Annotated in this window: 17 protein-coding genes and 1 tRNA gene; 7 read left to right on the forward strand and 11 right to left on the reverse strand. The window is 61.7% G+C overall.

Translation table 11 applies throughout. The features are described from left to right. Positions 1-54: 54 nt before the first annotated feature. Together ACYVRU_RS03025 and ACYVRU_RS03030 are read right to left on the reverse strand one after the other, a co-directional pair. On the reverse strand, positions 55-1,755 hold the full coding sequence (locus tag ACYVRU_RS03025; protein ID WP_241521333.1) for an LCP family protein: 1,701 nt from the start codon (positions 1,753-1,755) through the stop codon (positions 55-57). Between the two features lie 230 nt (positions 1,756-1,985). After that, a complete protein-coding gene (locus tag ACYVRU_RS03030; RefSeq protein ID WP_157012477.1) occupies positions 1,986-4,256 on the reverse strand; it encodes a MurT ligase domain-containing protein in 2,271 nt (756 codons plus the stop codon). A gap of 356 nt (positions 4,257-4,612) precedes the next feature. Between ACYVRU_RS03030 and ACYVRU_RS03035 the strand changes: the two genes are divergently transcribed. Together ACYVRU_RS03035 and ACYVRU_RS03040 are read left to right on the forward strand one after the other, a co-directional pair. Further along, positions 4,613-4,688, forward strand: a tRNA-Thr gene (locus tag ACYVRU_RS03035). 452 nt (positions 4,689-5,140) lie between these two features. Beyond that, positions 5,141-7,798 (forward strand): excinuclease ABC subunit UvrA, encoded by a 2,658-nt coding sequence (locus tag ACYVRU_RS03040; RefSeq protein ID WP_461185704.1) that lies wholly within the window; start codon positions 5,141-5,143, stop codon positions 7,796-7,798. Positions 7,799-8,020: 222 nt separating this feature from the next. Here ACYVRU_RS03040 and ACYVRU_RS03045 read toward each other — a convergent pair whose 3' ends face one another. The 8 genes from ACYVRU_RS03045 to ACYVRU_RS03080 all read right to left on the reverse strand — a co-directional run bounded on the left by ACYVRU_RS03045 (position 8,021) and on the right by ACYVRU_RS03080 (position 16,996). Beyond that, positions 8,021-8,449, reverse strand: coding sequence for a DUF4405 domain-containing protein (locus tag ACYVRU_RS03045; RefSeq protein WP_302808437.1), 429 nt, complete (start codon positions 8,447-8,449; stop codon positions 8,021-8,023). Next, a complete protein-coding gene (locus tag ACYVRU_RS03050) occupies positions 8,436-8,753 on the reverse strand; it encodes a hypothetical protein (RefSeq protein WP_461185705.1) in 318 nt (105 codons plus the stop codon). The genes ACYVRU_RS03045 and ACYVRU_RS03050 overlap by 14 nt, the downstream gene beginning before the upstream one ends. Before the next feature lie 209 nt (positions 8,754-8,962). Next, positions 8,963-10,165 (reverse strand): NrfD/PsrC family molybdoenzyme membrane anchor subunit, encoded by a 1,203-nt coding sequence (gene nrfD / locus ACYVRU_RS03055; protein WP_418133379.1) that lies wholly within the window; start codon positions 10,163-10,165, stop codon positions 8,963-8,965. Positions 10,166-10,180: 15 nt separating this feature from the next. Then, a complete protein-coding gene (locus tag ACYVRU_RS03060; RefSeq protein ID WP_114548557.1) occupies positions 10,181-10,801 on the reverse strand; it encodes a 4Fe-4S dicluster domain-containing protein in 621 nt (206 codons plus the stop codon). 15 nt (positions 10,802-10,816) lie between these two features. Continuing rightward, on the reverse strand, positions 10,817-13,303 hold the full coding sequence (locus tag ACYVRU_RS03065) for a molybdopterin-containing oxidoreductase family protein (RefSeq protein ID WP_461185706.1): 2,487 nt from the start codon (positions 13,301-13,303) through the stop codon (positions 10,817-10,819). 161 nt (positions 13,304-13,464) lie between these two features. Next, positions 13,465-14,370: a LysR family transcriptional regulator gene (locus ACYVRU_RS03070; RefSeq protein ID WP_461185707.1), complete on the reverse strand. Its 906-nt coding sequence runs from the start codon at positions 14,368-14,370 to the stop codon at positions 13,465-13,467. 161 nt (positions 14,371-14,531) lie between these two features. Next, a complete protein-coding gene (locus tag ACYVRU_RS03075; RefSeq protein ID WP_016309903.1) occupies positions 14,532-15,221 on the reverse strand; it encodes a nuclear transport factor 2 family protein in 690 nt (229 codons plus the stop codon). Positions 15,222-15,415: 194 nt separating this feature from the next. Continuing rightward, positions 15,416-16,996, reverse strand: a complete 1,581-nt coding sequence (locus ACYVRU_RS03080; RefSeq protein WP_461185708.1) for an FAD-dependent oxidoreductase — start codon at positions 16,994-16,996, stop codon at positions 15,416-15,418. A 204-nt stretch (positions 16,997-17,200) separates the two neighbouring features. On the opposite strand from ACYVRU_RS03080, the gene ACYVRU_RS03085 reads away from it, so the two are divergent. From ACYVRU_RS03085 to ACYVRU_RS03100, 4 genes are all read left to right on the forward strand, one after another. Beyond that, on the forward strand, positions 17,201-18,124 hold the full coding sequence (locus ACYVRU_RS03085) for a LysR family transcriptional regulator (protein WP_461185709.1): 924 nt from the start codon (positions 17,201-17,203) through the stop codon (positions 18,122-18,124). Between the two features lie 265 nt (positions 18,125-18,389). Next, entirely contained in the window at positions 18,390-19,640 is a 1,251-nt protein-coding gene (locus tag ACYVRU_RS03090) for an ATP-binding protein (RefSeq protein WP_157012467.1), read from the forward strand. A gap of 154 nt (positions 19,641-19,794) precedes the next feature. Continuing rightward, positions 19,795-21,270: an MATE family efflux transporter gene (locus ACYVRU_RS03095; RefSeq protein ID WP_231699531.1), complete on the forward strand. Its 1,476-nt coding sequence runs from the start codon at positions 19,795-19,797 to the stop codon at positions 21,268-21,270. Positions 21,271-21,450: 180 nt separating this feature from the next. Further along, entirely contained in the window at positions 21,451-22,653 is a 1,203-nt protein-coding gene (locus ACYVRU_RS03100) for an excisionase (RefSeq protein WP_157012466.1), read from the forward strand. A gap of 10 nt (positions 22,654-22,663) precedes the next feature. On the opposite strand, the gene ACYVRU_RS03105 is transcribed toward ACYVRU_RS03100, so the two are convergent. After that, positions 22,664-23,233, reverse strand: coding sequence for an NAD(P)H-dependent oxidoreductase (locus ACYVRU_RS03105; protein ID WP_114548548.1), 570 nt, complete (start codon positions 23,231-23,233; stop codon positions 22,664-22,666). Between the two features lie 524 nt (positions 23,234-23,757). Here ACYVRU_RS03105 and ACYVRU_RS03110 point away from each other — a divergent pair. Further along, a complete protein-coding gene (locus tag ACYVRU_RS03110; protein ID WP_114548547.1) occupies positions 23,758-24,123 on the forward strand; it encodes a DUF488 domain-containing protein in 366 nt (121 codons plus the stop codon). Positions 24,124-24,319 lie beyond the last annotated feature (196 nt).

The raw sequence follows: 24,319 nt of genomic DNA on the forward strand, positions 1-24,319 counted from the left end.
TTCGCAAAAGGGCCCCAATGCGGGGCCCTTTCGGTTGATGAGATGCACGGCTTCCTAGTGCCAATCACTACCGATCAGGATGAGGAAGTCGCCGTCGTAGACGTACTCGCCGTCGGTGTTCTGCACGGCGCGGCCGCAGCCGAGGGCGTCGATGAGCTCCTCGGCGTAAACGCGCTGATCGGGCGTATCGAAGACGACCACGGTCTCCTCGTAGCTGAAGCTGTTTGCGTTGGAGGCGTCGGCGGTATACCCGAGCGGTTTGATGCGCTCGAGCGCCTCGGCGCCCACGCCGTTGATGCCGTTGCCGTTCTTGATGGTGACGATACCGGTGCGCGTCTCGCCGAAGGTCTGGCGCTGCGTGCCGTTTACGCCCTGAACGCCCTCGCTGTCGCTGGCGGCCGCCTTGCCGTCGCCAACGCTAGCGAGCACGGTGCCGTTCAACTCGTCCACCTCATCGACCTCGGTGGGGGGCAGGCCCTCGCGCACGCGGCCCATCATGGTGTTCCACGCGGCCACGTCCAGCTGCTCGTACCAGGTGTCGTTCTTGTACTCGCTGATGGTGGGCTCCATGGCCGAATAAATGTCCTTAGACGGGTCGATGCCCTGCATGGAGGTGGCCAGCGCCACGATGTCGCCCACCTTGAAGTCGGTGGTGATGTACTGGGAAAGCGCGCTAATGGTGTTGGCCATGGTGGCGGGGTCGGCCGAGAGGATCTTCTTGGCGATGGCGCCGAGCACCAAGCGCTGGTTGGCCGCGCGGTAGCGGTCGCCGTCGCCGTACTCGTCATAGGAGTGGCGCGAACGGCACAGGATGAGCGCCTCTTCGCCGGAAAGCGTCTGCTCGCCCGCATCCACATGTCCGCCGGCCTCGTCGTCGTTGATCTCCATGGGCACGTCCACTTCCACGCCGCCCAGGGCATCGACGACATCCTCGAAGCCGTCGAAGTTGATCTCGGCGTAGTGGGAGATGGGCACGCCGGCCATCTGGGAGACCGTCTTGATGGCGAGCGCCGGGCCGCCGATGGCGTAGGAGGCGTTCAGCTTCTGCAGGCCGTAGCCCTCGATCTCGATCTCAGTGTCGCGGTGCATCGACACCATGGTGACCTTCTTGTTCTGTGGATCGACCCGGGTGAGGATCATGGAGTCGGAGCGGAAGGTATCGCCAGCATACTGGGTCGATTGCTCGCGAGCAGCCGACTTGTCGGTGCCCATGAGCAGCATGTAGAAGGTGCCGCCGTCGTACTCGGCCGGCGCCTCCAAGGCTTCCACGACCTCGGGGGTGATGTCCTCGTTCATCTCCTGCTCGATACCGGAGATGTAGGCCCAAGCGGCCCCGGTGGCGCCGAGCACGCCCACGAGCACGAAGGCCAGCACGCCCAGCAGAATGCGGCGGCGTTTCTTGCGGCGACGGTCCTTGGCGTAGTCGTCGCCGGTGGCTCCGCGGGAATAGGGGTTGGGCTCGGCCATGGGCGGTAGCGCCGGCACGGCATTGGCCGCCATGCCTTCAAGGGCGGGCTGCTTGGGCAGCGGCTGGGAGTGCCGCGGGTTGTTCGAGCCGACGGGCTGCGAATGGCGGGGGTTGTTCGACCCTACCGGCTGGGAATGGCGCGGATTGTTGGTCGCCTTCCCAAGGGGCTGGGAGTTCCGGGGGTTGTTGGCGCCGACGGGCTGCGAATGCCTCGGATTGTTCGACTTTCCCACGGGCTGGGATGCGTGTTGGGCACGAGGGTTGTTCTTGCCTGGAGTTTCGGCCATCCTGGAAGGTCTCGCTTTCGTGGTTCGTGTTCCTTGGCGAGCAGAACCGCAAGCCGTGCAGCACCGCAAAACCAAGAATTGCTCAATTCGAAGTAACATTTTGGCAAAGAATTGCCGAACGGCGCAACAAAATGGGCCCCATTACCAGTGAAAAGCCATAGGAGAACGGCAGATTGCCCACAACTTCGCCACGGATGCGCCGAGCAGGAGCGTCAGCATTGAAGCGTCTCCTACGACAGGCGCTTGACCATGGAGGCGTTGGCGGCGAGCTCGGCGCCATCATCAAGAGGAGCGAGATCGGCGGCCGGGGTTCCGGTGCGCCCCGCACGGCGTTCGAGAGCGCGGGCGAGCAGCCAGTCGGCCACTTCCGGATTCTTAGAAAGCAGCGGCCCGTGGGAATAGGTGCCCACAACGTTCTTGTAGCGCGCGCCCTCCACGCGATCGTCATCGTTGTTGCCGTGGCCGCAGGAGGACACGACGCGGCCGAAGCCTTCCACGCCTTCGCCCAGGTAAGTGCGGCCGGCGTGGTTCTCGTAGCCCACCACAGGATGGGCGGCCAGGGGGGATTCCAGCACCATGTTGTCGATGAGGCGGTCGGCGGACGTGCCGGGGCGGCGCGTCTCCATGTCGATGAGGCCGAGGCCGGGCACGAGCTCGTCGCCCCACAGCCACTGGCGGCCGAGAATCTGGTAGCCGCCGCAGATGGCGAGCAGCGGGCCGTCTCCTTCCACATAGACGGCCAGCTCGTCGCGCATCGCCAGCAGCTGCTCGCTGGCAAGCTTCTGCTCGCGGTCGGGGCCGCCGCCCATGAAAACGAGGTCGACCTGGGAGAAGTCCACCGCCTCTCCGTGCTGGATGCGGCGCACTTCCACGGGGATGCCACGCCAGCGCAGGCGCTGTTCCAAGATGCGCACGTTGCCACCGTCGCCATAGAGGTTCAGCAGGTCGGGCAGCATATGGGCGATGATGACGGGGGGCTCAGGGGATTCCTCAGATGCGAGAGAGGCGGGAGTTGCGGAAGGCTCGGAGGTTGCGGGATCCTTCGGCTCCGCGCCTTCGGCGCTGCGCTCAGGATGACACGAGGTGGGAGCGGCACTCGCGCCGGCGGCCTCGGCGATCGGGGCCGGCGTCGGGGCGGGGGCGACAGCGGGTTCGGCGGCTTCCATGGCGTTCAGGGCGGCGTGCACCTGGGGGAGGGCCGTGTAGTTCGCGATGGCGTAGACGGCGGCGTCGGCCGGCAGGGTGCCCGCGGCCACAAGCGCCCCCAGGCGGGAGAAGGCGTCTTCGATGTTCTCGATCACCGCCGCCTCGATGCCGGCGTACTTCAAACGCACCGCCAGGTCGTGGGCACGGGAGCCGCCAGCGAACACCACCGTGCCCGGCTGTCCGGCAAGCTCTTCGAAATCGATATCCCAAATCCACGAGATATCATGGCCGTCGGCCACCTGGTCGTTGATGAAGAAGGCCACCATCTTGGGACCCTGGTCAGCTTCTACGATCTTCAAATTCTGATTGAAGCCCGTGGGGTTCTTCGCCAGATTCAGCAGCACGTCGCGACCGCCGAGGCGGTAACGCTGCAGGCGCCCGTTGCGCGGGTTGAAAGCATCCTGGGCCCGCTGGAAATCGGCCGTGGGAATGCCCGCCTCGCGGCAAAGGGCATAAGAGGCCACGAGATTGTAGGCGGCGTAGGGCGTCGGCTGCGGCGTGTGCACCGATTCGCAGCCGGCAGGCCCGCAGACCTCCATGGTCACGCCAGCGGGGCCGATGGCGATGTCGCGGCCGGCGAAGTCCAATGTCGGGCGCGCGAAGTCGCATTGGTCGCAGAAGTAGTCGCCGAGCTGGCCGTACTGGCGGTAATGGTAGCGCACCATGCCGTCGCATTTCTGGCACATCTGGGCGTCGGTCACGGTGTTCTGGGCCAGGCCCATGGACTCGTCCAGGCCATAGGCGACCGTGCGGTTGGGCACCTCGTCGGCAATGCGGGCGCACAGCGGGTCGTCGGCATTGTACACGAGCACGGTGTCCGGCGAGGCGGCCAACGCCCCCGCAATGGACGTTTGGATGCGGTCGATTTCGCCGCAGCGGTCGAGCTGGTCGCGGAACAGATTCAGCAGCAGCACATAGTTCGAGCGCAGGCGGGGCAGCACGTGGGCGAGCCACAGCTCGTCGCATTCGAAAACGCCCCACTGGGCAGCCGGCTGCTGCAGAAGCGCCGAGGTGATGCCCGCAGCCAGATTCGCCCCTGTGCGATTGCAGATGATAGTGCACCCGGCAGCTTCGAAGGCGTCGGCAAGCAGGTTGTTCGTCGAGGTCTTCCCGTTGGTGCCCACGGTGATGACCGAGCCTTGCGCGCACTTGCCGCGCAGCTCGTCGAGCAGCGACGGATCAATGGCGAGCGCGATCTTCCCCGGCAGATTAGCCGCAGGCCGCCTCGCCACATGACGCAGCCCCCAGGTTGAAACGGCGCCGGCCGCCTTCGCAAGCGAAAACCTCAAGCTCATGAATGCACCTCGTTGCTCTTAAGAGGAGGCGGCCGCGCTCAAGGTCACCCTAAGCGGCTTGACTGTGCTACCACACCGCGAGTTTCAAGCCACACTCCCCGTTTTTTCGATGGCGACCAGTATAGCGTTGGAGCGCCCTCCCCCGCCTCAACCCACGGCCTCTCCAGATTCAGCCGAAATGTTGAAGTGCCGAAGGGCCATTGAAGGCCGCCACTCCCGAAGGCGGCACAATTCGGCACAATTCGGCACAATTCATCTCCGACGTTGTGCGTGAAAGAGGAATTCGCAGCTTCAAATGCTTGCGCAGCATCGCCCAGTTCGCTATACTAAACAGCCGCTTCACAAGAAGCGCCTTTGCCAACGTGGCTCAGCTGGTAGAGCAACGCACTCGTAATGCGTAGGTCAGCGGTTCGAATCCGCTCGTTGGCTCCAGAATTTGTGCAGGTCAGCAAGGGAAAAACTTGCTGGCCTGTTCTTTTTCAACGACCCCGATCGCCCGAGATGCGTTCTGCGATCTACAAACTGTCTGCGAATGCCCAATAGTCAGGTGCTCAAATTTGCTGCTCCATGGCCTCGTTTTGGAAATAGATGGGAGTTTCGAGCAGTAGCCATCGAGAGAAGAGAAATAGATGGGAGTTTCGAGCACCCTGGGAAATGAATTAGGCACAAGAGGGGCCCTTTCGTGCTCGAAACTCCCATCTATTTCCGATGTGGCGCCCGAAACTCCCATCTATTTCCAAAAAAACGCTGGACAGCCGGAAACCCGACCATGCCGACTTTCCAGAAACTCCGCGTCCGTTGCGATTCGAAAACCTATCCGATCGCGCTTCGCAGGAAGGGTTACACTGGAGGGAAACCGACTTGCCTCTTCCCAGGAGCCCCCTATGACCGAACCCGTCACCGCCACCGTCGCCGCAACCCCCACACCTCTCGCCTTCACCGAGCCCACTGCCATCGAGGTGCGGGGGGCGCGGGTGCACAACTTGAAGAACCTCTCGCTGGACGTGCCGCTGCGGCAGCTCGTGGGCATTGCGGGCGTCTCCGGCTCGGGCAAAAGCTCGCTTGCGCTGGGCGTTCTATACGCCGAGGGCAGCCGCCGCTACCTGGAGGCGCTTTCCACCTACACGCGCCGGCGCATTTCCCAGGCCGGACGCGCTACCGTGGACGAGGTGCTGCACGTGCCTGCCGCCCTCGCCCTGCGCCAGCGGCCCGGCATTCCCGGCGTCCATTCCACCTTCGGCACCTCCACGGAGCTTTTGAACTACCTGCGTCTCATGTTCTCGCGCCTCGGCTGCCACGTGTGTCCCAACGGGCATGTGAACGCGCCGACCCTGAACGTGGCGGCCGATCTGCCCATCACCTGCTCCACCTGCGGCGTGGAATTCTACGGCCCCTCCGCCGAGGATCTCGCCTTCAACAGCGGCGGCGCCTGCCCCACCTGCGGCGGCACCGGCGTTGTGCGCGACATCGACGAGTCCACGCTCATCGCCGATCCCAACCTTACCCTGGAAGAGGGCGCCGTGGCCCCCTGGCGCAACCTCATGTGGTCGCTCATGCCCCAGGTGGCCCGCGAGATGGGCGTGCGCACCGACGTGCCCTACAAGGATCTGACCGATGCCGAGAAGGACATCGTACTGCACGGCCCCATGGAAAAGCGCCACATTCTGTATGTTCCCAAGAACAAAGACCATGCCACCGAGCTGGACTTCACCTACTACAGCGCCGTGAATACCGTGAGAAACGCGCTGGCAAAGGCGAAGGACGAGAAGGGCATGGCGCGCGTGGCGAAGTTCCTGTGCGAGTCGGTGTGCCCCGACTGCCACGGCACGCGGCTGTCCGAGAAGGCGCGCACGTCCACCATCGACGGGCGCAACCTCGCCCAGGTGACGGCCTTGTCGCTGGACGAGCTGCGCGACTGGATTCCCACCGTGGCCCCGTGGCTGCCGGCGGAAATGCGCCCGATGTGCGACTCCATCACGAGCGAGACGACCGAGCCCATACAAAGGCTGGAGCAGCTGGGGCTGGGATACCTCACCCTCGATCGCGCCAGCGAGACGCTTTCGAACGGCGAACGCCAGCGCGTGGCTCTCACGCGCGCCGTGCGCAGCCGCACCACCGGCGTCCTTTACGTGCTGGACGAGCCCTCTATCGGGCTGCACCCGGCGAACATCGAGGGGCTGCTCGGGGTCATGGACGACCTTCTGGCCGACGGCAACTCCGTGGTGATGGTGGATCACGACGTGGCCGTGTTGCGCCACGCGAATCACCTCATCGAGATCGGCCCCGGTTCGGGCGCCGACGGCGGCCGCGTCATCGCCCAGGGGTCGGTGGCCAACGTGGAAGCGAGCCCAGTCAGTCGCATCGGGCCGTTTTTGGCGGGAACGGCGAAGGTGCGGGTGCGCACGCCCGTCGCGCCCGAGCATCTTTTCGACGAAGGGGCCATCGCATTGGAGACCGACGCCATCCACACCGTGCATCCGTTGGAAGCGCGCATTCCGAAAGGGCGTCTGACCTGCGTGACCGGCGTATCCGGCTCGGGCAAGACGACACTCGTGCTGGAAAGCCTCGTCGCCGGGCTGAAGGCGTCACTGGCCGGCACGACACTGCCAGGGCATGTGCTGTCCGTGGACGCGCCGGGCATCGCGCGGGTCGACCTGGTGGATGCCACGCCCATCGGCGTGAACGTGCGCTCCACCGTGGGCACCTACTCCGGCGTGCTGGACGATTTGCGCCACGCCTTCGCCGCCCTGCCGAACGCCAAGGAGCAGGGGCTGAAAGCCGGGGCGTTCTCCTACAACACCGGATCTTTGCGCTGCCCCACCTGCGACGGCACGGGACAGATCTCCCTGGACGTGCAGTTCCTCCCCGACGTGGACATCCCCTGCCCCGACTGCCGCGGCAGCCGCTACGGGCGGGAGGCCTACGCCATCCAAATGGCCATCGAAGGCGACGTCGAACTGTCCACCGACGCCGAAATGGAGCGCAACGCGGCCCATGAGTCCGCCTCCCATGAGAGCCCGGCAACGGCCTACAGCCACGCCGGCGATTTCGAAAGCGTGCACACTTTATCGCTTCCCGAGGTGCTCACTCTCACCGTTGACCAGGCGCTTTCCGCGCTCGCCCACCTGAAGAAGGTGTGGGACAAGTTGCAGATCCTGCACGATTTGGGCTTGGGCTACCTCACTTTGGGCGAGGCCACGCCAGCGCTTTCCGGCGGCGAAGCCCAACGCCTGAAGCTCGCCAGCGAGATGCGCCGCAGCCAGGACGACACCCTCTTCATCTTCGACGAGCCCACCATCGGGCTGCATCCGCTGGACGTGGAAACGCTCATCGGCGTGCTGCAGAAGCTCATCGAGCACGGCGCCACCGTCGTGGTCATCGAGCACGACCTGGACATGATCGCCAACGCCGACTACGTCATCGACATGGGGCCCGGCGGTGGCGAGACCGGCGGCCGCATCGTCGCCGAGGGCACTCCGGCCCAAGTGGCTGCCAACTCCGACAGTCTCACCGGCCGCTACCTGGCAAGGGAGTTGGAATAATAGAATGCCGGCTAAACACCACTGGCACCTTCCAAACTATCGCACAAGGACATTCGGCGCACGGCCTTCATAGGCTTTTGTGCAGGATTTTGCGATTGGCAGCATCCCATGGCTCTAATTTGTGCAGGATTTTGCGATTGGAAGACTCATTCGAGTCCGATTTGGCTTCAGGAGGTCTACCAATCGCAAAATTCTGCACACAAACTCAAGCTCCGCGCACATTCAACCACTAACCCTTTTTTCCACCTGCGCTTCCCGATGACGAAACACCGCCAGAGCCCCTGGTGCGCGCAGAACAACATGCACGAGCAGGGCGGCCAACAGCACCTTGGCGGATAGGGCATGCAATGGGCCCCAAAAATAGTAGCCCGTCGCATAGAAGCCCAAAGAAGGCAGCAGCGTCCCCGACACCATAGCTCCCGATACGACGCAGAACGCGAGCGCGACCAGCAACGCCCCGTTGAGCACGCGCTGCGCCCAACGACCGCGGCCGCCCAGGCCTTCACCGCTCACCACAACATGGGCAACCATGAGCACGAAGATGCCCGCCCCAAGATATTCGTGAAAGGGCACTCCCGTCAACGCCGGGTTCGCCGCCACCAAATAGAGAGCCAGCAACACAATATCGAAAATGACCCTAGGCGCCCGCATGCCGCTCCCCTTTCGACAAACGACGCGATACCACCCAAAGGCCCAGCACCAGCACTATGGGCATGAGTATCCACAGATTCAAAGACATGTCGGAGGCCTGGTGGTAGCGCCTCGCGAGCGTCTCCCACCCATGACACTCGACCGATGTGCAGCCAGCCTCGGGGCAGCGCATCTCGCTGTGCCCGTCGGGCTCGGGAACGGCGTCGTATCCGTGGCACGCACCGTTCGTGCAACCCGCTACCGGACAAGCAACGTCAGCCGTCAGGGGATGCAGCCCCGAATCCGGCGCAACCGCAAACCCCACCCCCACCGCACCGACCAGAACGGCACCTACGACCGCAGCGGCCAGCAGCCTCTTTCTCGCCGACCTTTGCCCCCGCGACCGCTTAGCTTCTTTCGAACTCAAATTCACCGCGTACCCTTTCCTCTTCCTTTCCTTCCCAACAAAAGAGCCGCAAGCTGCGGGGCCTGCGGCTCTTCGAAGAGAGAGCTATCTTGTACCGGAGCAGCCGATTAGGCGGTCTTCTCCTTAAGGTGCAGGGGGAGGTACTTCAGACCCAGTAGCAGCAGGAAGCCGCCGAGGGCCACGACACCGGCCGCCACGCCGAACTCCAGGGGCGTCGGCCAGTACACGAGGCCCTGGTAGCCGAGAAGCGACATGCCAGAGTCCCAGTGGGTGATGGTCATCTGGTTGGCCACGTCGGCGAACTCGATGTTGGGAATCTGGAAGCCGCCCATGAGAATCTGGCAGCGCTTGCAGAACACGCCGGCGATCACGAGCGCCGAGGCTACAACCACGCCGCCCTTGGTACGCAGACGAGGCACGAACAGGATGACGCAGGCCAGCACCATGCAGGCGATCTGCGTCCAGAAGAACGGCGCCAGAGGCCCGGTCACGAGCATGGCCACCACATCGGCGCCCTCGCCGCCGGGAAAGCCGCTCGTCAGCAGATCGCAGGCGAAGAAGTACAGATCAACGCAAGTGAACACCGCGAGCATCTTCGCAAGGTTCACCATGGAGGAGCGCTCGATGGAAAGCCGCCCGGCCTTCTGCAGGGCGATGACGACGACGAGCACGAGCGCCGTACCGCAATCCAGCGCAGAGGCCACGAACCACGGGCCCATAAGGGCGGTGTGCCAGAACTCGTGGGCCGCCGACAGCGAGAAAATCCAAGCCGTCACCGTGTGCACGCCCACCGCCACCACCAGAGCAATGATGGAGATGACGCGGATGGCGGTGTGCGACATCTTCCCCTCATCCTCGCGCCGGTAGGCCCACAGGTACACGATGGAGAGAATGAGGTAGGTGGAAAGCACGATGATATCCCACATGAGCGGCGATGAAAGGTTGGAATAAACGAACAGCTCCCACAGGCGCAAGGGACCGCCCAAGTCAACCACCACAAAGCCGATGGCCACGCAGGTACAGCAGATGCTCGTCCAAATGGCCACCCGCGAGATGTCCCCGAAGCCCTTCATACCGAAGGCGTTGGGGATGGAGCTGATGATGAGGCCGCCGGCGGACAGGCCCACGAAGAACATGAACAGGGTGATGTAGAAGCCCCAGGAATCGAGGTTGCGCATGCCGGTCTGAATCATGCCACCGGACAGCTGCACCATCCACAGGGCAACGCCGATGACAGCCACCACCGCGCAAGCGATGATCCCCACGGTCAGTCCGCGATGAGACGCGGCGCTTCCTTTCGCATCGTTCATAGCGTATCTCCCTTCCTAGACGAGATAATAGACAGAGGGCTTGGTGCCGAATTCGGCGTGCAGCTGCGTGTACTCACGACTGGCCAAAAGCTTGGACACTTCGGAGTTCGGGTCGTCCAGGTCGCCGAAGTGGCGGGCGCGGCCGATGCAGTCGGCCACGCAGGCCGGCTGCTCGCCGCGGGCCACGCGCTGGGTGCAGAAGATACACTTCTCCACCGTGTGCTTCTCGTGCTTGGCAGCATCGGCGTCGCCCAGGGCGAAGTCGGCGTAGTAGGCCGGCTCCTCCCAGTTGAACGAGCGGACACCCGTGTAGGGGCAGGCGGCCAGGCACATGCGGCAGCCGATGCACTTGTCGTAGTCCTGGCGCACAATGCCCGTCTGCTCGTCCTTCCACGTGGCGCCCACCGGGCACACCTTGGTACAGGCAGGGTTCTCGCAGTGCTGGCAGGCCACGGGCCAGTGCTGCATCTCGGGATTGTCCCAGGTGCCACCAGCCGTGTCAGGCGCGTTGCCGCCCTCGGTGAGCACGCGGTTCCAGATAATGTCGTTGGGGATGTTGTTGGCCACTTTGCACACGACCGAGCAGGTCTTGCAGCCAGAGCAGCGCTTAAGATCGATGACCATTCCGTATCTCATGGGTTCCTCCTCCTCTTATTCCTGAGACTCCGCCACCACGCCGTCCCACGGCTCAATTTCCACGAGGCAATCGTGGTAGGCGTAGGTGGGGCAGGTCCAGTCCACAATCTGCTTGCTCGTCAGGTCGTTATTGCAGCCGCTTAGGTACTGGGAGCGCTGCCAGCCGCGGTCGATATCCAGACAGCCCGGGCGAATACCGGCGCTGAAGGTGGCCTTGGCCACCGCATGGCCGCGGTCGTTGAACAGGCGCACGTAGCTGCCGTCCTCGATGCCGCGGGCCTCGGCATCCACGGGATTGATGCGCACACAGGGCTCGTTGATCTCCATCTCGCGCAGCAGCGGGTTCTGGCCGTAGTAGGAGTGCACGCGGAAGCGACGGGTGCCGGCGGTCACGATGAGCGGGTACTTCTCGGCCAGGGGGTTGGCATCGAAGCCACCGGCTGTGACGGGCCACGCCTCCATGGGCGGCTCCCAATGGGGCAGCGCGATGCTCGCGGGATCCATGGGCTGGCCGTAGTTCTCGATGGGGCCAGGGTTCTCCTGATAGAACTGCAGCTTGCCCGTCATGGTCATGTAGGCCGGCATGGGAACGGCGCCCACGTACATCACGCCGGCTTCCTTCAGCTTGTCGGCATCGATGCCCATGGCGGCGCTCATGGCCGTGTTCACCACGTGCTTCATGCCCTCGTCGAACTCCTCTTGGAACCACTCGTCCAAGCCGAGCCCACGGCCGATGAGGTTCGCCATGTCGTAGTCGGACTTGGCCTCGAACTTCGGCTCGACGGCCTTATCGGCCCAAACCAGACAGCCGTTCATGCCAATGGGGCCGCCCACTTCCTGAATGGTGGCCGCCGGCAGCACGATATCGGAAATGTCGGCCGTATCGCACCACTCGATGTTGGCAGTCACAAGGAAATCGAACTTCTTGTACGCCTCGATGGTCTTGTTACGGTCGGGAGCTGAGTTCACGATGTTCGCACCGAAAGAGATGAGCATCTTGAGCGGTTGCTCTACCGTGACATCGGGAAGCTCCATCACCTGCTCGCCCATGTGCGCGGTCACGCCCGGGAATGTGTATTTTCCCGTGTCGAGCAGGTCGTTGAACATAAAGGTACCCAGCGACTGGACGATAGCGGGATGCTCGGTTTCCGTCTCATCGAAGCCGCTGGAATTAAGCGGGTAACTCATACGGGGCTCAGGCACCATACCGCGCATAATACGCAAAACACTCACTGCCGCAATGGTATTGAAACCGTGCCCGTAATGGTCGATGCCATAGCCTTGGAAGATGTCGGCCATGCCAGGACGGCAAAGTAGGTCGGCGAAGGTGCGAATGGTTTCCTCGGGAACGGTGGTCGCCTCGGACACCATCTCGATGGGATACTCGCTGATGCGGTCGATGAGCAGACTGTAGGCCGTATTGCAGCGCTGGCCGGCGACCTCGATGCCCTTCTTGCGCAGCACGGGGTTCTGCGCCGTGGAGGCGTAGCCCATGGCATTCGTGGCCTCGTCCCACACGGCAAAGTCGTCGGCATCGGCCGCCACGCCCTCTTCCAAGTCGCTCTTGCGCAGGAAGCGGCCGTCGGACTCCTTCACGAGGAACGGGGCGCAGGACTTCTGCTGCATGAAGGCATCATCCGTCTTGCCCTCTTCCTCGATGATCTTCGCCAAACCGAGAGCGAGCGCGGCATCGGTGCCGGGCTGCAGCGACACGAACAAGTCGGCCTTCTGTCCGATGGTGTTCTTGTTGGGGTCGACGACGATGAGCTTGCAATCGTTATTCTCAATCGCGTCGGCGATGTAGTGCCAGGCGTTAGGCCAGGACACGATGGGGTTATGGCCCCACACGACAAAGGTGCTCATTTGGGAGACGAGATCCATGTCGACGCCGCCCTGATAGTAGAAGCCGCCCGCCGTGTACATGGTACCCTGCGTGAGCGCGAAGTCGGTGGTGCGGTTCTGGTGCGAGAACTGGGCCACGTTCTCCAAACGGTTGAGATTGTACATGTTGCGAGGCTCGGTAGTGCCGTAGGTGAAGGAGCACACGCTGCCCGAGCCAAATTCTGCCTGGTACTCCTTGATCTTCGTACAGATGGTGTCGATGGCCTCGTCCCAGCTGATGCGCTCCCACTGACCGGCGCCACGCTCGGTGCCCTCGGCGCGCTTCATGGGGTACTGGATGCGCTTCTCCTGCACGATGAGCGTGGGGATGGAGGCGCCGCGGGCGCACATGCGCTTCTGGTCGATGGGCGCGCCCTCGATCTCCTTGGCGCGCGTGAGCACCACGTTGCCGTCGCGCACCACGGCCTCCAGCGGACAACCCATGCAGGCGTTGCAGTAGGTCGTGCAGATCTTCTCGTCGCTTTGGGCCGAAGCCGTCTTGGGCGTAAGGGCCGCGAACCCCGCAGCCGAAACGCCGCCCGCAACGAGCGCGGCCGCGGCCGTGGTCTTGAGGAACCCTCTTCGCGTTAGAGCTCCCGTCGTGTTCTGAACAGGCTCCAAGATATCCCCTTTCCTCGTCTCGTGTACCCGTCGCGTTATTGACGGGCATCTTCTGGCCTCATTCTGAAATCGCGCGAGGCTTGAGGGGAGAATCTTTAAGTTGTTCGCCGGAAGCTTTTGGTTTACGAAGGAGCTCGCTTAGATATGGAGACGAACCGCCGTCAGTCCTTCCAGAGGACGAAATCTTCTTTGCCGCTGAAAAACCGCAGCAGATAGGGGTCGCCGAGCCCCTTCTTCGCAATGGTGCAGTAGAACCATTTCATGGGAGCCTCTTCAAGAGGAATGCACACCACGTCCGGAGCAACACGGGGAAACTTCAGATCGCGGTAGGCGTAGGTGAGCGTCACCCCGGTTTGCACCATTTCGAGCCGATTGTGCAAACCCGAACGCGTGCACACAATGTTAAGCTTGACACCGCGCTCTTCGGTCGCCTCCACCAGGCGATCATGCACATCGAATCCAGCTCCTTGAGAGGTGAAGGGGCGTCCTTCCAAATCCTCGAGACGTATGAAGCTTTTCTCAGCAAGGGGATCATCAGTACGGACGGCGATGTGGATGCGTCCCCCAATGGCCGTGTCGTAATCAAAGAGGGACTCGTTCACCACTGTGGCGATAAGACTCGCATAATCAAGATCGCCCTCAAGGATTTGTTGGCGCAGCTCCACGCAGTTTGCTTCGGTGAAGCGCATTCCCTTAGTCACGAGCTCGCTTGTCGAGGAGAAGTCGATGACCTGTCTCATCTCGCCCGAGGTCATAACGTCGCTTGCCTCCACCGATTGCCCAAAACGCACGATCCCTTGGCTCTTTAGCTTGCCGAGGTTCAACTCGGCCTCCATTTGCGCGAACGCACTCAACACCGGACGCGAGGCGCTGAACAGCAGATCGGCCGCCGCCGTGGGGAAGAGCACGTTGCCCCGGTTCTCAAATAGCGGCTCCCCCATTTCCTGGGCGAGCCGCGCCACCGACTTGCGCAATGCCTGCCGCGAAATGAACAGCGAGTCGGCCGCCTGCGTGAAACTGCGCATCTCATAAACCCGAGAAAAGTACTTGATCTGCTGAATGTCCATAGCCCATCCTCGCGTCGTGCGGCTCCGATCGGCCATCGCAGCCCGACGAGCCTTCCTCCGCAGCAATCCAATACGATGGAAGGCCCGCATGAGGACGGGCCTTCCATCGATGCCAGCTCGCTAAAGCTTAACATCCCAAACAGTATGCGCGCTACGACTTTTTAAGCACCGTAGGCGAGAGCGCCGTAGGACGGATCGGTCTCGTCGAAGGCGCAGCCGTAGGGAATTTGCAGCTTCTCCGACGTCAGGTGCCAACCGAAATCGTTAGTGACGATACGCTCGACGATGACCCATTCCCCATCGCGATACTCCCATTTGTCGCAGTAGCGGGCCACCGTCTGGAGCACGTGCCAAGTGCCGTCCTCGTTGGGACTCATCACCGGTGCGTTCGCGTAGGTCTCGGAACCGGCCTTCGTGCCATTCACGGTAATAGCGATGTTGTACATCTGGTGCGCGTAGTAACCGCCATTAGCCGTAATGCCCTTATCGATCGTGTTCGCGCAATATTCGGCCCACTCCTGGCCCGAGCCCTTGAACACTTCGCCGAATTCCGGGCTCGTGCCGAAATCAACGTAGCTGTCCTCGGCATAGACAGGCTTGCCGATGGCGGCATCCTGCCGATCGTCGCCACGAGCGTACATGCACAACTTGTAGCGAATCTCTTCCTTGGCCTCAGCAACCCAGAGCCGATCCTCGAGCTCCTGCATCTTTTTCATCAGTTCATCCATGGAAGTTTGCTCCCCCGTATCGGCCATTGGCGTCGAACAGCCCGCAAGGCCCAAGGCGCTCGCGCCGCACAAAGCACCAGCGGCAACTGCGGCTCCCTTCAGCACCACGGTGCGTCGATCCATTTCGCGGTTATCCTGCCGTTCATTCGTCGAATTCTCCATCATGACACTCCCCTGTCTTTCGCTTGCGTTCCGACAATCCGCCCACTCCTGCCTTAGCCATACCGGCGAGGGCGCCCGACAGCCGGGCCGCCCTCGCCTCATTGGGTCGCGCCGCCGAGCGGGAGGGGAGGACTCGGCAGGCGACATCGAAATAGTTACGCAAGTGGCTCCAGCGTCACCACGTGCTGGCCGGCGATGCGACCCGAAGTGTATGTCCAGCCGAGCGCCTGGCCGCAGCCGGCGTTCACCTTCCCCTTGAAACCGCCGACCATGTTGCCCACCGCGTACAAGCGCGGGATAACCTCGCCGAACACGTTGAGCACCTGGGTGTTGGTGTTCACGTCAACACCGCCAGCTGTATCGGGCGAAACGGCGATGACGCGACCTGCGAAGAAAGGCGGCTGCATCAGGGGCATTGCGCCCTGGCGACCCAAGGCATCGGCACCGGCGGCCGCACCTTCATTGAAGTCGTCGATAGTCTTCTTAAGCGTGTCCGCATCCAAATCAAGAGCCGCCGCTAACTCTTCCACAGTGTCGGCCTTGACGATATAGCCGCCGGAAAGCTCTTCCTCGAATCCATCGCTGCAGTACATGACAGGGCCGCCGAAATCAGCCGTCGCGTCCGCGAGACCCTGATCCCAGATGTTCCACACATAACCGTTCGGCTGCTTCCAAACATCGCCCACCACGTTCTCGGTGGGACGACCGCTCTCCAGAACGTGGCGCTGGCCGTCAGTAGAAACAAATATACCCGGCATGGAAATGTAGCCTGCGGAATTATCCTCAACCTTGCGCTCCAGACCAGGGGCCACATTGTAGGCGCACCAAGGATTCACCAGCTTGGCACCGAGCGCGCAGGCCATCATAATGCCGTCGCCCTGCTGCCACGGCGAGCCATAGGAGCCCATGACGGGGCGGTCGTTAAACATGCCCGGCATGGCCGGCGACATGAAGCTACGCACCATGTCGGCGTTGCGGGAGAAACCGCCCGTGTTCAAGATGACGCCCAGACGCGCCTTGATGCGCTGCTCCTTGCCGCCATCTGCGACGATAACGCCCTCCACCTCGCCGTCAGCGTTGGTCAGCAAACGCGTGACCTGGGTATCGAACATGAATTCCGCACCTTGCTCCTCAGCCTTTTTGCGCAGCGGCTCGGTGAAACCAGCGCCGATGCCATCGGCGTTCTGGTGCATGCGGGCCACAGCGGGCGTCACATCGGTATAGTAGTCCACCATGGTACCCTGGGTCGACAGGCGCTCAGTGGAAAGAGCCGCGCCCTGCTCGGCTAGCCAATCGATGGTCTCGCCGGACTTCTCGGCGTACAGACGGCGCAGCTCGGGATTCTCGAAGCCCTCGGCCACAGCCGTCAGGTACTTGTCGAACTCCTCGACCGAATCATCGATGCCGGCCTCTTTCTGCAGCTTCGTGCAAGCACCCTGAATCATACCGGCGCACAGGGCTGAATTGGACATGGTGGCGCTGCTCATCACTTCGCACACGACAACTTCCTTGCCCGCCGCAGAGACCTCAACAGCCGCAGCCAGGCCACCGCCGCCGGCGCCGGCGATCACAACGTCCACTTCTTTGTCCCACGCCGAATCGCTCGTGGAGCTCAGTTCCTGAGAAGCGGACGTTTGGGGCGCGCAACCAACCATGCCGGCAAAAGCGGCGGCTCCACCCATGAGAGCCGCGCCCTTCAAAAAGCTGCGACGATTGAGCCCTTCGTTCAGATTCATGATTGTCCCCTTTCCTTACATTAGTTGCCCTTCGGCACGACTCCATAGTGCGCTGGCGCCAGGCCGATAGCTAAATGCAAATGCGCGATCCGCTATCACGTTTCATGATGGCTTTTCGTGAAATCCGATATCGCCGTCTCGGACGTCGTGCTCTTGCTTTGCGCAACATGCGATAATGCAAAAAAGCAAGGGAGGAGGTTCGCTATGAGAACAGAGTACTTGCGAGAGTTCGTCGTTTTCTCTCGCTACTTAAGCTTCACCGATGCCGCCAAAGAGCTGTTCATCGCCCAATCAACGCTAAGCACCCATATTGCTGCGCTCGAGAGCGACGTGGGCTTTTCGCTCATCGACCGGAAAGCGGGCAACCGACTCACCGATAAAGGGGCCGTTTTTCTCGACGGAGCCCGAACACTGCTGGATGGACTCGACGAGACACTGGCACGGTGCCGAGAGATGGGCGATCCTGACGCCACTCTTCGCATCGCTGTTCAATATCCAACTCCTCTTTTTGCGACCAAACTTAAAGAGCGGCTGCCCATGCCCTTTGCTTTCGTCGATCACGATTACCGAGATCCCATCTTCCAGCCCATCGCCAATGGCACGGCCGACATCGTGCTCGATTACGACTACACGCCTTTTGCCTCACTCGTAAAGGAGGCGAGCGCTCTCGATCTGGTAACAAAAACGTGTTTGGCCTTCCGCATGAGTATCAGCATGATGGCGTCGAATCCCCTGGCAAGCAAGTCCGCGCTTTCGCGCAATGACCTTCGCGGCGCATCCATCATCATCAACGATGCCCACAATTACGACCGCATCCGCTATCTTTACGAGCGCATGTTAGGCGACAATCTGAATCTGCGCTTCAGCCTTCAGCCCATCAACGGCATGAGCGGCCTGGCCTTCGCCACCTACGGCGATAGCCTCCACATCTGCGGGCTATCGGAAAATCGCCACTGGTTCGCCGACCGCGCCGACGTGGCGCTCTTCGAAGAACTGGACGGAAAGCCTTTCGGCATGCCCACCTCACTCACGTATTCAGCTAACGCCAGCGATTGGGTGCGTGAAGGTGCAGCCATCGTTCTTGAGTGCATGGAGACTTGCGGCAAAGAGAATGGCCTTACGAGCTAAGCGCTAACTGAATGCGCTAGACATAAAACTGATAAGTTACTCAGGCAGGTGGCGCGTAACTCTTTTGAAAATGTCGCAATAAACTCCCAGTTTCTTACGACATTTCGGATTATAGGAGGAAGACTGGCGCCTTTTATCACGACATCGAAACGCCCCGCGCCCTGCGACGATAGGCACAAATTGCCTGTTTTCGTTGCAATCACTTGAAACGAAAATTGTTTTCGTTGCATAATGTCTGCAACGATGCGACGAAAAGGCGGACACTATGCGCGAAACAACCACTCTCGAGTTTAAGCAGCAGCTGTCGAAAAGCTACCTGAAGACCGTCAGCGCCTATGCCAACTACGGCACGGGGAAGATCATTTTCGGCATCGCAGACGACGGCACGCCCGTCGGATTGACCGATCCGCAAGACACCTGCCTTCGCGTCGAACATGCGATTAACGACTCGATCGATCCAGTGCCTCGTTTCGAGCTGTCCATCGAAGAGGACACAAGAACAGTCACACTAACGGTGCATGAAGGCCCCGACAAACCCTATCTTTTCTCTGGACGCGCCTATCGTAGAGCCGACACCTCAACCGTCGAAGTGAGCCGCCTTGAGTACGGCAGGCTCGTCTTGACGGGTGAGCATGTCAGCTTCGACGCCCTCGTCGCAAAAGAGCAGGACCTCGCATTTGGCCATCTCGAGAAGGAGCTCGCCTCCAAACTGGGGCTCAAACCCCTCGATCAAAATTCCCTTATTTCGCTTGAGCTTATGACACCTTCCGGCGAATACTGCAACGCGGCCGCCCTTCTCGCCGATAGCAATCATTTCCCTGGCATTGATATTGCGCGCTTCGGCGAGAGCATCAACATCATCAACGCCCGGCACACGTTCGAGCACATGTCGGTTCTTGAGCAGATGCAACGCACGCTAGAAGTGTTCGACACCTACTACGCCTACGAAGAAATCGTCGGATTCGAGCGCATAGCGAAGACGCTCGTACCGCGGGAGGCTTTTCGGGAGGCTATCGCCAATGCGCTTGTCCACCGTTGCTGGGACGTTCGCGCCAACATAAAAGTGGGCATGTTTGCCGATCGCATTGAAATAACCTCGCCAGGAGGACTGCCTGCCGGAATCACAGAGGAGCTCTACCTCGCAGGAGGCCCTTCAGTGGCTCGCAACCCAATCCTTGCGAACGTTTTCTTTCGACTGGGACATATAGAACGGTTCGGTACGGGCATCCCGCGCATCCTGGACGAATACGCCCATGAAACAGTATCGCCCTCTTTCGCTCTGCGCGATAGCTCGATTACGGTGATGCTTCCCGTGACAGTGCTTGAGAACGTAACACTCGACGAGGAAGCCATACTTGCCGTGCTCGCCAAGGGCTCTGCTCTCACACGATCCCAGATAAGCGAAAAGACGCAGCTATCGAAAAGCAAGGCTATCAGAACTCTGAATGCATTGGTTGAGAAAGGACTCGTAACTAAGGTCGGCGAAGGCCGCTCCGTCCGCTACGAGAGAAACTAGCGGGAGAAAGCCCTTCGATATTTCTCTGTAACACCAAACCGCATCCTCCTCGCAACGAGCAGCTCAACGGTCACAATCCCATTGCAGCCGTCTCGCACGCCGATGGCATAATCGTGGGGCGCGGCCGTGGCGGCCGCGTTATGATTCGCTCGTTATGGAATCTTTGCAGCGAGACATATCGGATGAGAGGGACGCGCGTCGGCCCGATGGGCGCGACGAGCTCGACAAGTCAAACAGCCCGGCCACCCGCCCTAAGCGAAATCGACGCGATAAGCGCGACAACGGCATCGATATGCTCAACGGCCCCTTGCCGGGCAAGATTCTGCGGTTCGCCATTCCCCTGGCGCTGAGCAGCATCCTCCAGCAGTTGCTGAACTCGGCGGATGCCTCCATTGCCGGACAGTTCGTCAGCAGCTTCTCGCTCGCGGGCATCGGCGGCGTGAACCCGGTGACGGCTATGTTCGTGAACCTGTTCGTGGGGCTCTCCATCGGCGCCAACGTGGTGGTGGCCATGCATGTGGGTGCCGGCGAGTTCCACAGCATCAAGAAGAGCGTCCACACGGCCATGGCGCTCTCACTCATCGCCGGGGTGGTCCTGGGCGGGGCGGGGCTCGCCCTGGCCCCCTGGGTGCTAGATGCCATCGGCATGCCCGAAGACTCCCTCGCCGACGCGCTCACCTATGTGCGGCTTTACTTCTGCGCCATCCCGTTTCTCACCATCTACAACTTCGGGTCGGCGCTACTGCGGGCCCACGGCGATGCGAAACGGCCGCTGTACGCCCTCGCTGCCGCCGTCGTGGTGAACTTCGTCCTCGACCTCGCCTTCGTGCGCCTGTTCGGCTGGGGCACCGCCGGCATCGGCATCGCCACCGTCATCGCCGCTGCCCTGAGCGCCGTCATCGTGGTGGCGTTCCTTATGCGCGAGGAAGGCCCCTTCCGCCTGCACCTGCGCGAGCTGCGCATCTGCGGCCCCGAGCTGGCCGGCATCCTGCGCATCGGCATTCCCGCCGGCATTCAGGGCGCCGTGTTCTCGCTTTCCAACACCGTCGTTCAGGCGACCATTAACGGCTTCGGCTCGGCGGCCATCGCGGGCTCGGCGGCCACGTTGAACTTCGAGTACTACACCTACTTCTTTGTGAACGCCTTCGGTCAGACCGCCGTCACCTTTACCGGCCAGAACTTCGCCGCGAAGAACGCCGACCGCTGCCGGGCCATCTTCCGCTGGTGCGTACTGTTCGGGTTCACCTCGTCGCTTATTTTGGGCGTGACGTTCACGGCGTTGGGCACCCGGGCGCTAGGGCTGTTCACCACAGACGCGGCCGCCCTCAGCTTCGGTCTCGTGCGACTGTGGTTCGTGGAGCTGCCTGACTGCCTGACCACCTTCTACGAAGTGCCCGCCGGCGCCATGCGGGGCATGGGCTGGTCCACCCTGCCGGCGGTCATCACCATCCTCGGTTCCTGCGTGCTGCGCGTGGCGCTGGTGACCTGGGTGTTCCCGCTTTCGGGCACCTGGGACACCCTTATGGTGATTTATCCGGTCACCTGGTCGTTCATGATCGTGGCCATGCTCGTCTCCTATTTCATCGTGCGCCGCCGCTGCTACCGGTCTATTGAGCCTGCGGCTGCGTAGGACGGCGTGCCCCATTGGATCCGTAGCGGCGTGGGACGGTCGCGCCCCATCGAACCCGCAGCGGCGTAGGTCGGCATAGGTCGACGGTTTCCCGTATAATGGGCTCAACGCCGAACCCTCAGCCCCAACGTCCCGCGTCCCAAGTCGCGGCGCCCCATGCTCCGAAAGGCGGTGAACCTCGTGACCCTTGCCCATTACGTGCTCATGAACAAAAACACGCCCGTGTTGTCGTTCGACTACGACCTGGGTGACCACAAGGCCGTGCGCATCCGCGAGGTGTTCGCCCCCGAGGCGGCGCCGTTCGGGTTCGTCGATCGCCGGGGCGACATTTCCAAGGCCGAGTTGAACTACTGGTGGCGCCACCGCGCCATCCCTGCTTCCCGTGCGCATGTCAAACGTCTTCTGGAGAACCTGCAGCTGGAAAGCACGCTGGTGCTCGCCGAGAAGAGCTTCGGGCTGTCGCTTTCCGACCGCTACTGGCTGAACGACGAGGACGATCCCGCCTCGTGGGACGCCGTCAACTTCTTCGACAACGACTTCTCTGATGACCTGGGATTTCTCACCTTGGGCCAGGACTTAGCGGGGTCTTCCCCCGATGCGCCGGACTACCGCACGGTAAGCCTGTCCTCCCCCAACAGCACCTTGGGAGGCGACCTTCTGAAGAAGTGGAAGATCGTAAACGGCGAGCGCGTGCTGCTGAAGTCAGGAGTGGGCTTCGTGAATCAGGAGCCCTACAACGAGGTGGCCGCTACGGCGTTGCACCGTCGGTTGATGGAACCCGGCGAGTTCACTCCCTATACGCTGTTCGAGGACGGACGCCGGGTGTACTCTGCCTGCCCGAACCTGCTGGGGCCCGACGAGGAACTGGTGGCCGCCTGGGACGTCATCCGCAACGTGAAACAGCCGAACAACTTGTCCGATCTGCGCTTCTACGTGAAGCACCTGGAGGATCTGGGGCTTGACGCCGACGCCACCATGACCTCGCTGGCCAAGATGTTCGCCGGCGACTTCGTGCTGGCCAACCGCGACCGTCACTACCGCAACTTCGGCATCATCCGCAACGTGGAGACGCTTGAGGTGACGGGCATCGCGCCGGTGTTCGACTCCGGATCGTGCTTGTGGTCCGACGCGGAGTTCCTGGAAGTGCCCGGCGATTTCCTGTATATGGCCAAGCCCTTCAAAATGAACGGCATGAAGCCGGTCGACCAGCTGCGCCTGTTCGACGGCTATTTCGACTGGTTCGACCCGGTCATGCTGGACGGCTACCCCGAGGAAGTGGGCGCGATCCTCTCCCAGAATCCCAATATTCCCGAGCGACGCGTGGCCACTATCGTCGACGCTGTCCGCAGCAAGGTGGATCTGCTCACTCGCATCGCGCGATAGCGTCTCTTCCCTACCGCGTCGCCTTCAGACGGCTGAGCACCTTGCGAGCCTCATTCAGGTTCGCCTCGATATCGGCGCCCACCACGTCCAAGTTTTCGGCGGCGGCGAAGCGCGTCTCGGGAATGCCGAACATGCTGGCGATGCCGCAGAGGTACTCGTAGCCGTAGTTCATGGCGCTCACCTGACCGCCGCCCGTGGTGATGTAGGTGAGGTGCTTGGCGCGGCACAACCCCTCGCAGCGTCCCTCCTCCGTGTAGTGGAAGGTCATGCCCATAACGGCCGCGTGCTCGATGTATATCTTCAGCGCTGCCGGGAACGACAGATCCCAGTAGGGAGCGCCGATGACGATCTCATCCGCCTCGGCGAAGTCCTTGCCAATGTCGAACATGGGGTCGTCGAACAGGCCCTTGGCCTCCAACTGGGCGCGATAGGCCGCCGAGTCGCCGTAGTAGGGCTCGAGGCGCATCTCGGACAGGTTCACTTCCTTCACGTCCTCGATACCTTCCAGATACTCGCGGCACAGCGTAAGCGTGCGCGACTCGTCTCCGCGCAGGCAGGCATTCACGAACAGCACGGTCATGGCGTTCCTCCTTTTCCCATTGAACGACGCCATTGTACCGCGAGCCGCCACTCACCTCGCGCCACCTTCAGCCACGAATCGACATCCGCAGCGTCAGACACCCTCATTCGGATGCCTCAGGAGACGTTCGCAGGGCATCCGCGCAAAAACAATCGGCAAATCTGGCAAGTTTTCGGCGGTTTTCGACATCAGGGGACGCAGCAAGGGATACGCATTATGGCCTGCACTACGTTTTCCCAGGTCGGAAACATACCTGGAGGAAGACCTCGCAGCTACTTGAACCTCCGGGGTGCGAAATACGTCGAACAACGCCGAAAACTTGCCAGATTGGCACCCTGCGACTCGCGCGCACTACAGGCAAAGTCGAATCAACCCTCGGGAAGCGCCCCTGCTTCGTAACGAGGCAGGGGCGCTTTGCTTACAGGAGACGCGCCAGGTGCCGACGATGGGCATGGCGCACGATAATCGCAGGTGAGCTTACTGTGTCCTGCTCATTATCTACCATGCCCCAAGGAGGCGTTCTCATGAAGATAGCCATCAAGCGCGTGTACGAACCTTACGAAGAAAGCGACGGGTACCGGGTGCTCGTCGACCGGCTGTGGCCCCGCGGCCTCACCAAGGCCCGGGTGCACTACGATGAATGGGCGAAGTTCCTTGCGCCCTCAACCGAATTGCGGAAGGCCTTCGGCCACGACCCATCCCATTGGGCCACTTTCCAAGAAAAGTATGTGGCGGAGCTGGACGCGAACCCCGAGGCGCTAAAGTTCGCGAAGAAGCTGTCCAGCCCCGAAATGGCCAAATACCCGCGTGTCACCCTGATATACGCCGCCCGCGACGAAAAAGAGAACGAGGCCGTCGTCCTTCAGAAGTGGCTCCCCGCGCACGAATAAGAAAAAGCGAAAGCGATTTTCGGACACTCCCAGGCAATATCAGCGACATTTTTAGCTCAGAATTTTGAGTTGTTAGACTTTGCAGCAGAAAAGAGCGTCGCAAAAATCGCAAATCGCAGCCATGGCGCTACGCCTATGCAGGGAAAACCTCTTCGAAGCCCCAACCTCCGCAGAAATACGTGAAGCAAAGCTCTAA

Source organism: Adlercreutzia sp. CNCM I-6216 (assembly GCF_977113345.1).

Coding starts and splice junctions, on each gene's coding strand:
- ACYVRU_RS03080 (WP_461185708.1), bottom strand. CDS start 16,996: ATGAATCTGAACGAAGGGCTCAATCGTCGCAGCTTTTTGAAGGGCGCG.
- ACYVRU_RS03095 (WP_231699531.1), top strand. CDS start 19,795: ATGGAATCTTTGCAGCGAGACATATCGGATGAGAGGGACGCGCGTCGG.
- ACYVRU_RS03025 (WP_241521333.1), bottom strand. CDS start 1,755: ATGGCCGAAACTCCAGGCAAGAACAACCCTCGTGCCCAACACGCATCC.
- ACYVRU_RS03075 (WP_016309903.1), bottom strand. CDS start 15,221: ATGGATCGACGCACCGTGGTGCTGAAGGGAGCCGCAGTTGCCGCTGGT.
- ACYVRU_RS03030 (WP_157012477.1), bottom strand. CDS start 4,256: ATGAGCTTGAGGTTTTCGCTTGCGAAGGCGGCCGGCGCCGTTTCAACC.
- ACYVRU_RS03040 (WP_461185704.1), top strand. CDS start 5,141: ATGACCGAACCCGTCACCGCCACCGTCGCCGCAACCCCCACACCTCTC.
- ACYVRU_RS03060 (WP_114548557.1), bottom strand. CDS start 10,801: ATGAGATACGGAATGGTCATCGATCTTAAGCGCTGCTCTGGCTGCAAG.
- ACYVRU_RS03090 (WP_157012467.1), top strand. CDS start 18,390: ATGCGCGAAACAACCACTCTCGAGTTTAAGCAGCAGCTGTCGAAAAGC.
- ACYVRU_RS03045 (WP_302808437.1), bottom strand. CDS start 8,449: ATGCGGGCGCCTAGGGTCATTTTCGATATTGTGTTGCTGGCTCTCTAT.
- ACYVRU_RS03070 (WP_461185707.1), bottom strand. CDS start 14,370: ATGGACATTCAGCAGATCAAGTACTTTTCTCGGGTTTATGAGATGCGC.
- ACYVRU_RS03110 (WP_114548547.1), top strand. CDS start 23,758: ATGAAGATAGCCATCAAGCGCGTGTACGAACCTTACGAAGAAAGCGAC.
- nrfD (WP_418133379.1), bottom strand. CDS start 10,165: ATGAACGATGCGAAAGGAAGCGCCGCGTCTCATCGCGGACTGACCGTG.
- ACYVRU_RS03105 (WP_114548548.1), bottom strand. CDS start 23,233: ATGACCGTGCTGTTCGTGAATGCCTGCCTGCGCGGAGACGAGTCGCGC.
- ACYVRU_RS03085 (WP_461185709.1), top strand. CDS start 17,201: ATGAGAACAGAGTACTTGCGAGAGTTCGTCGTTTTCTCTCGCTACTTA.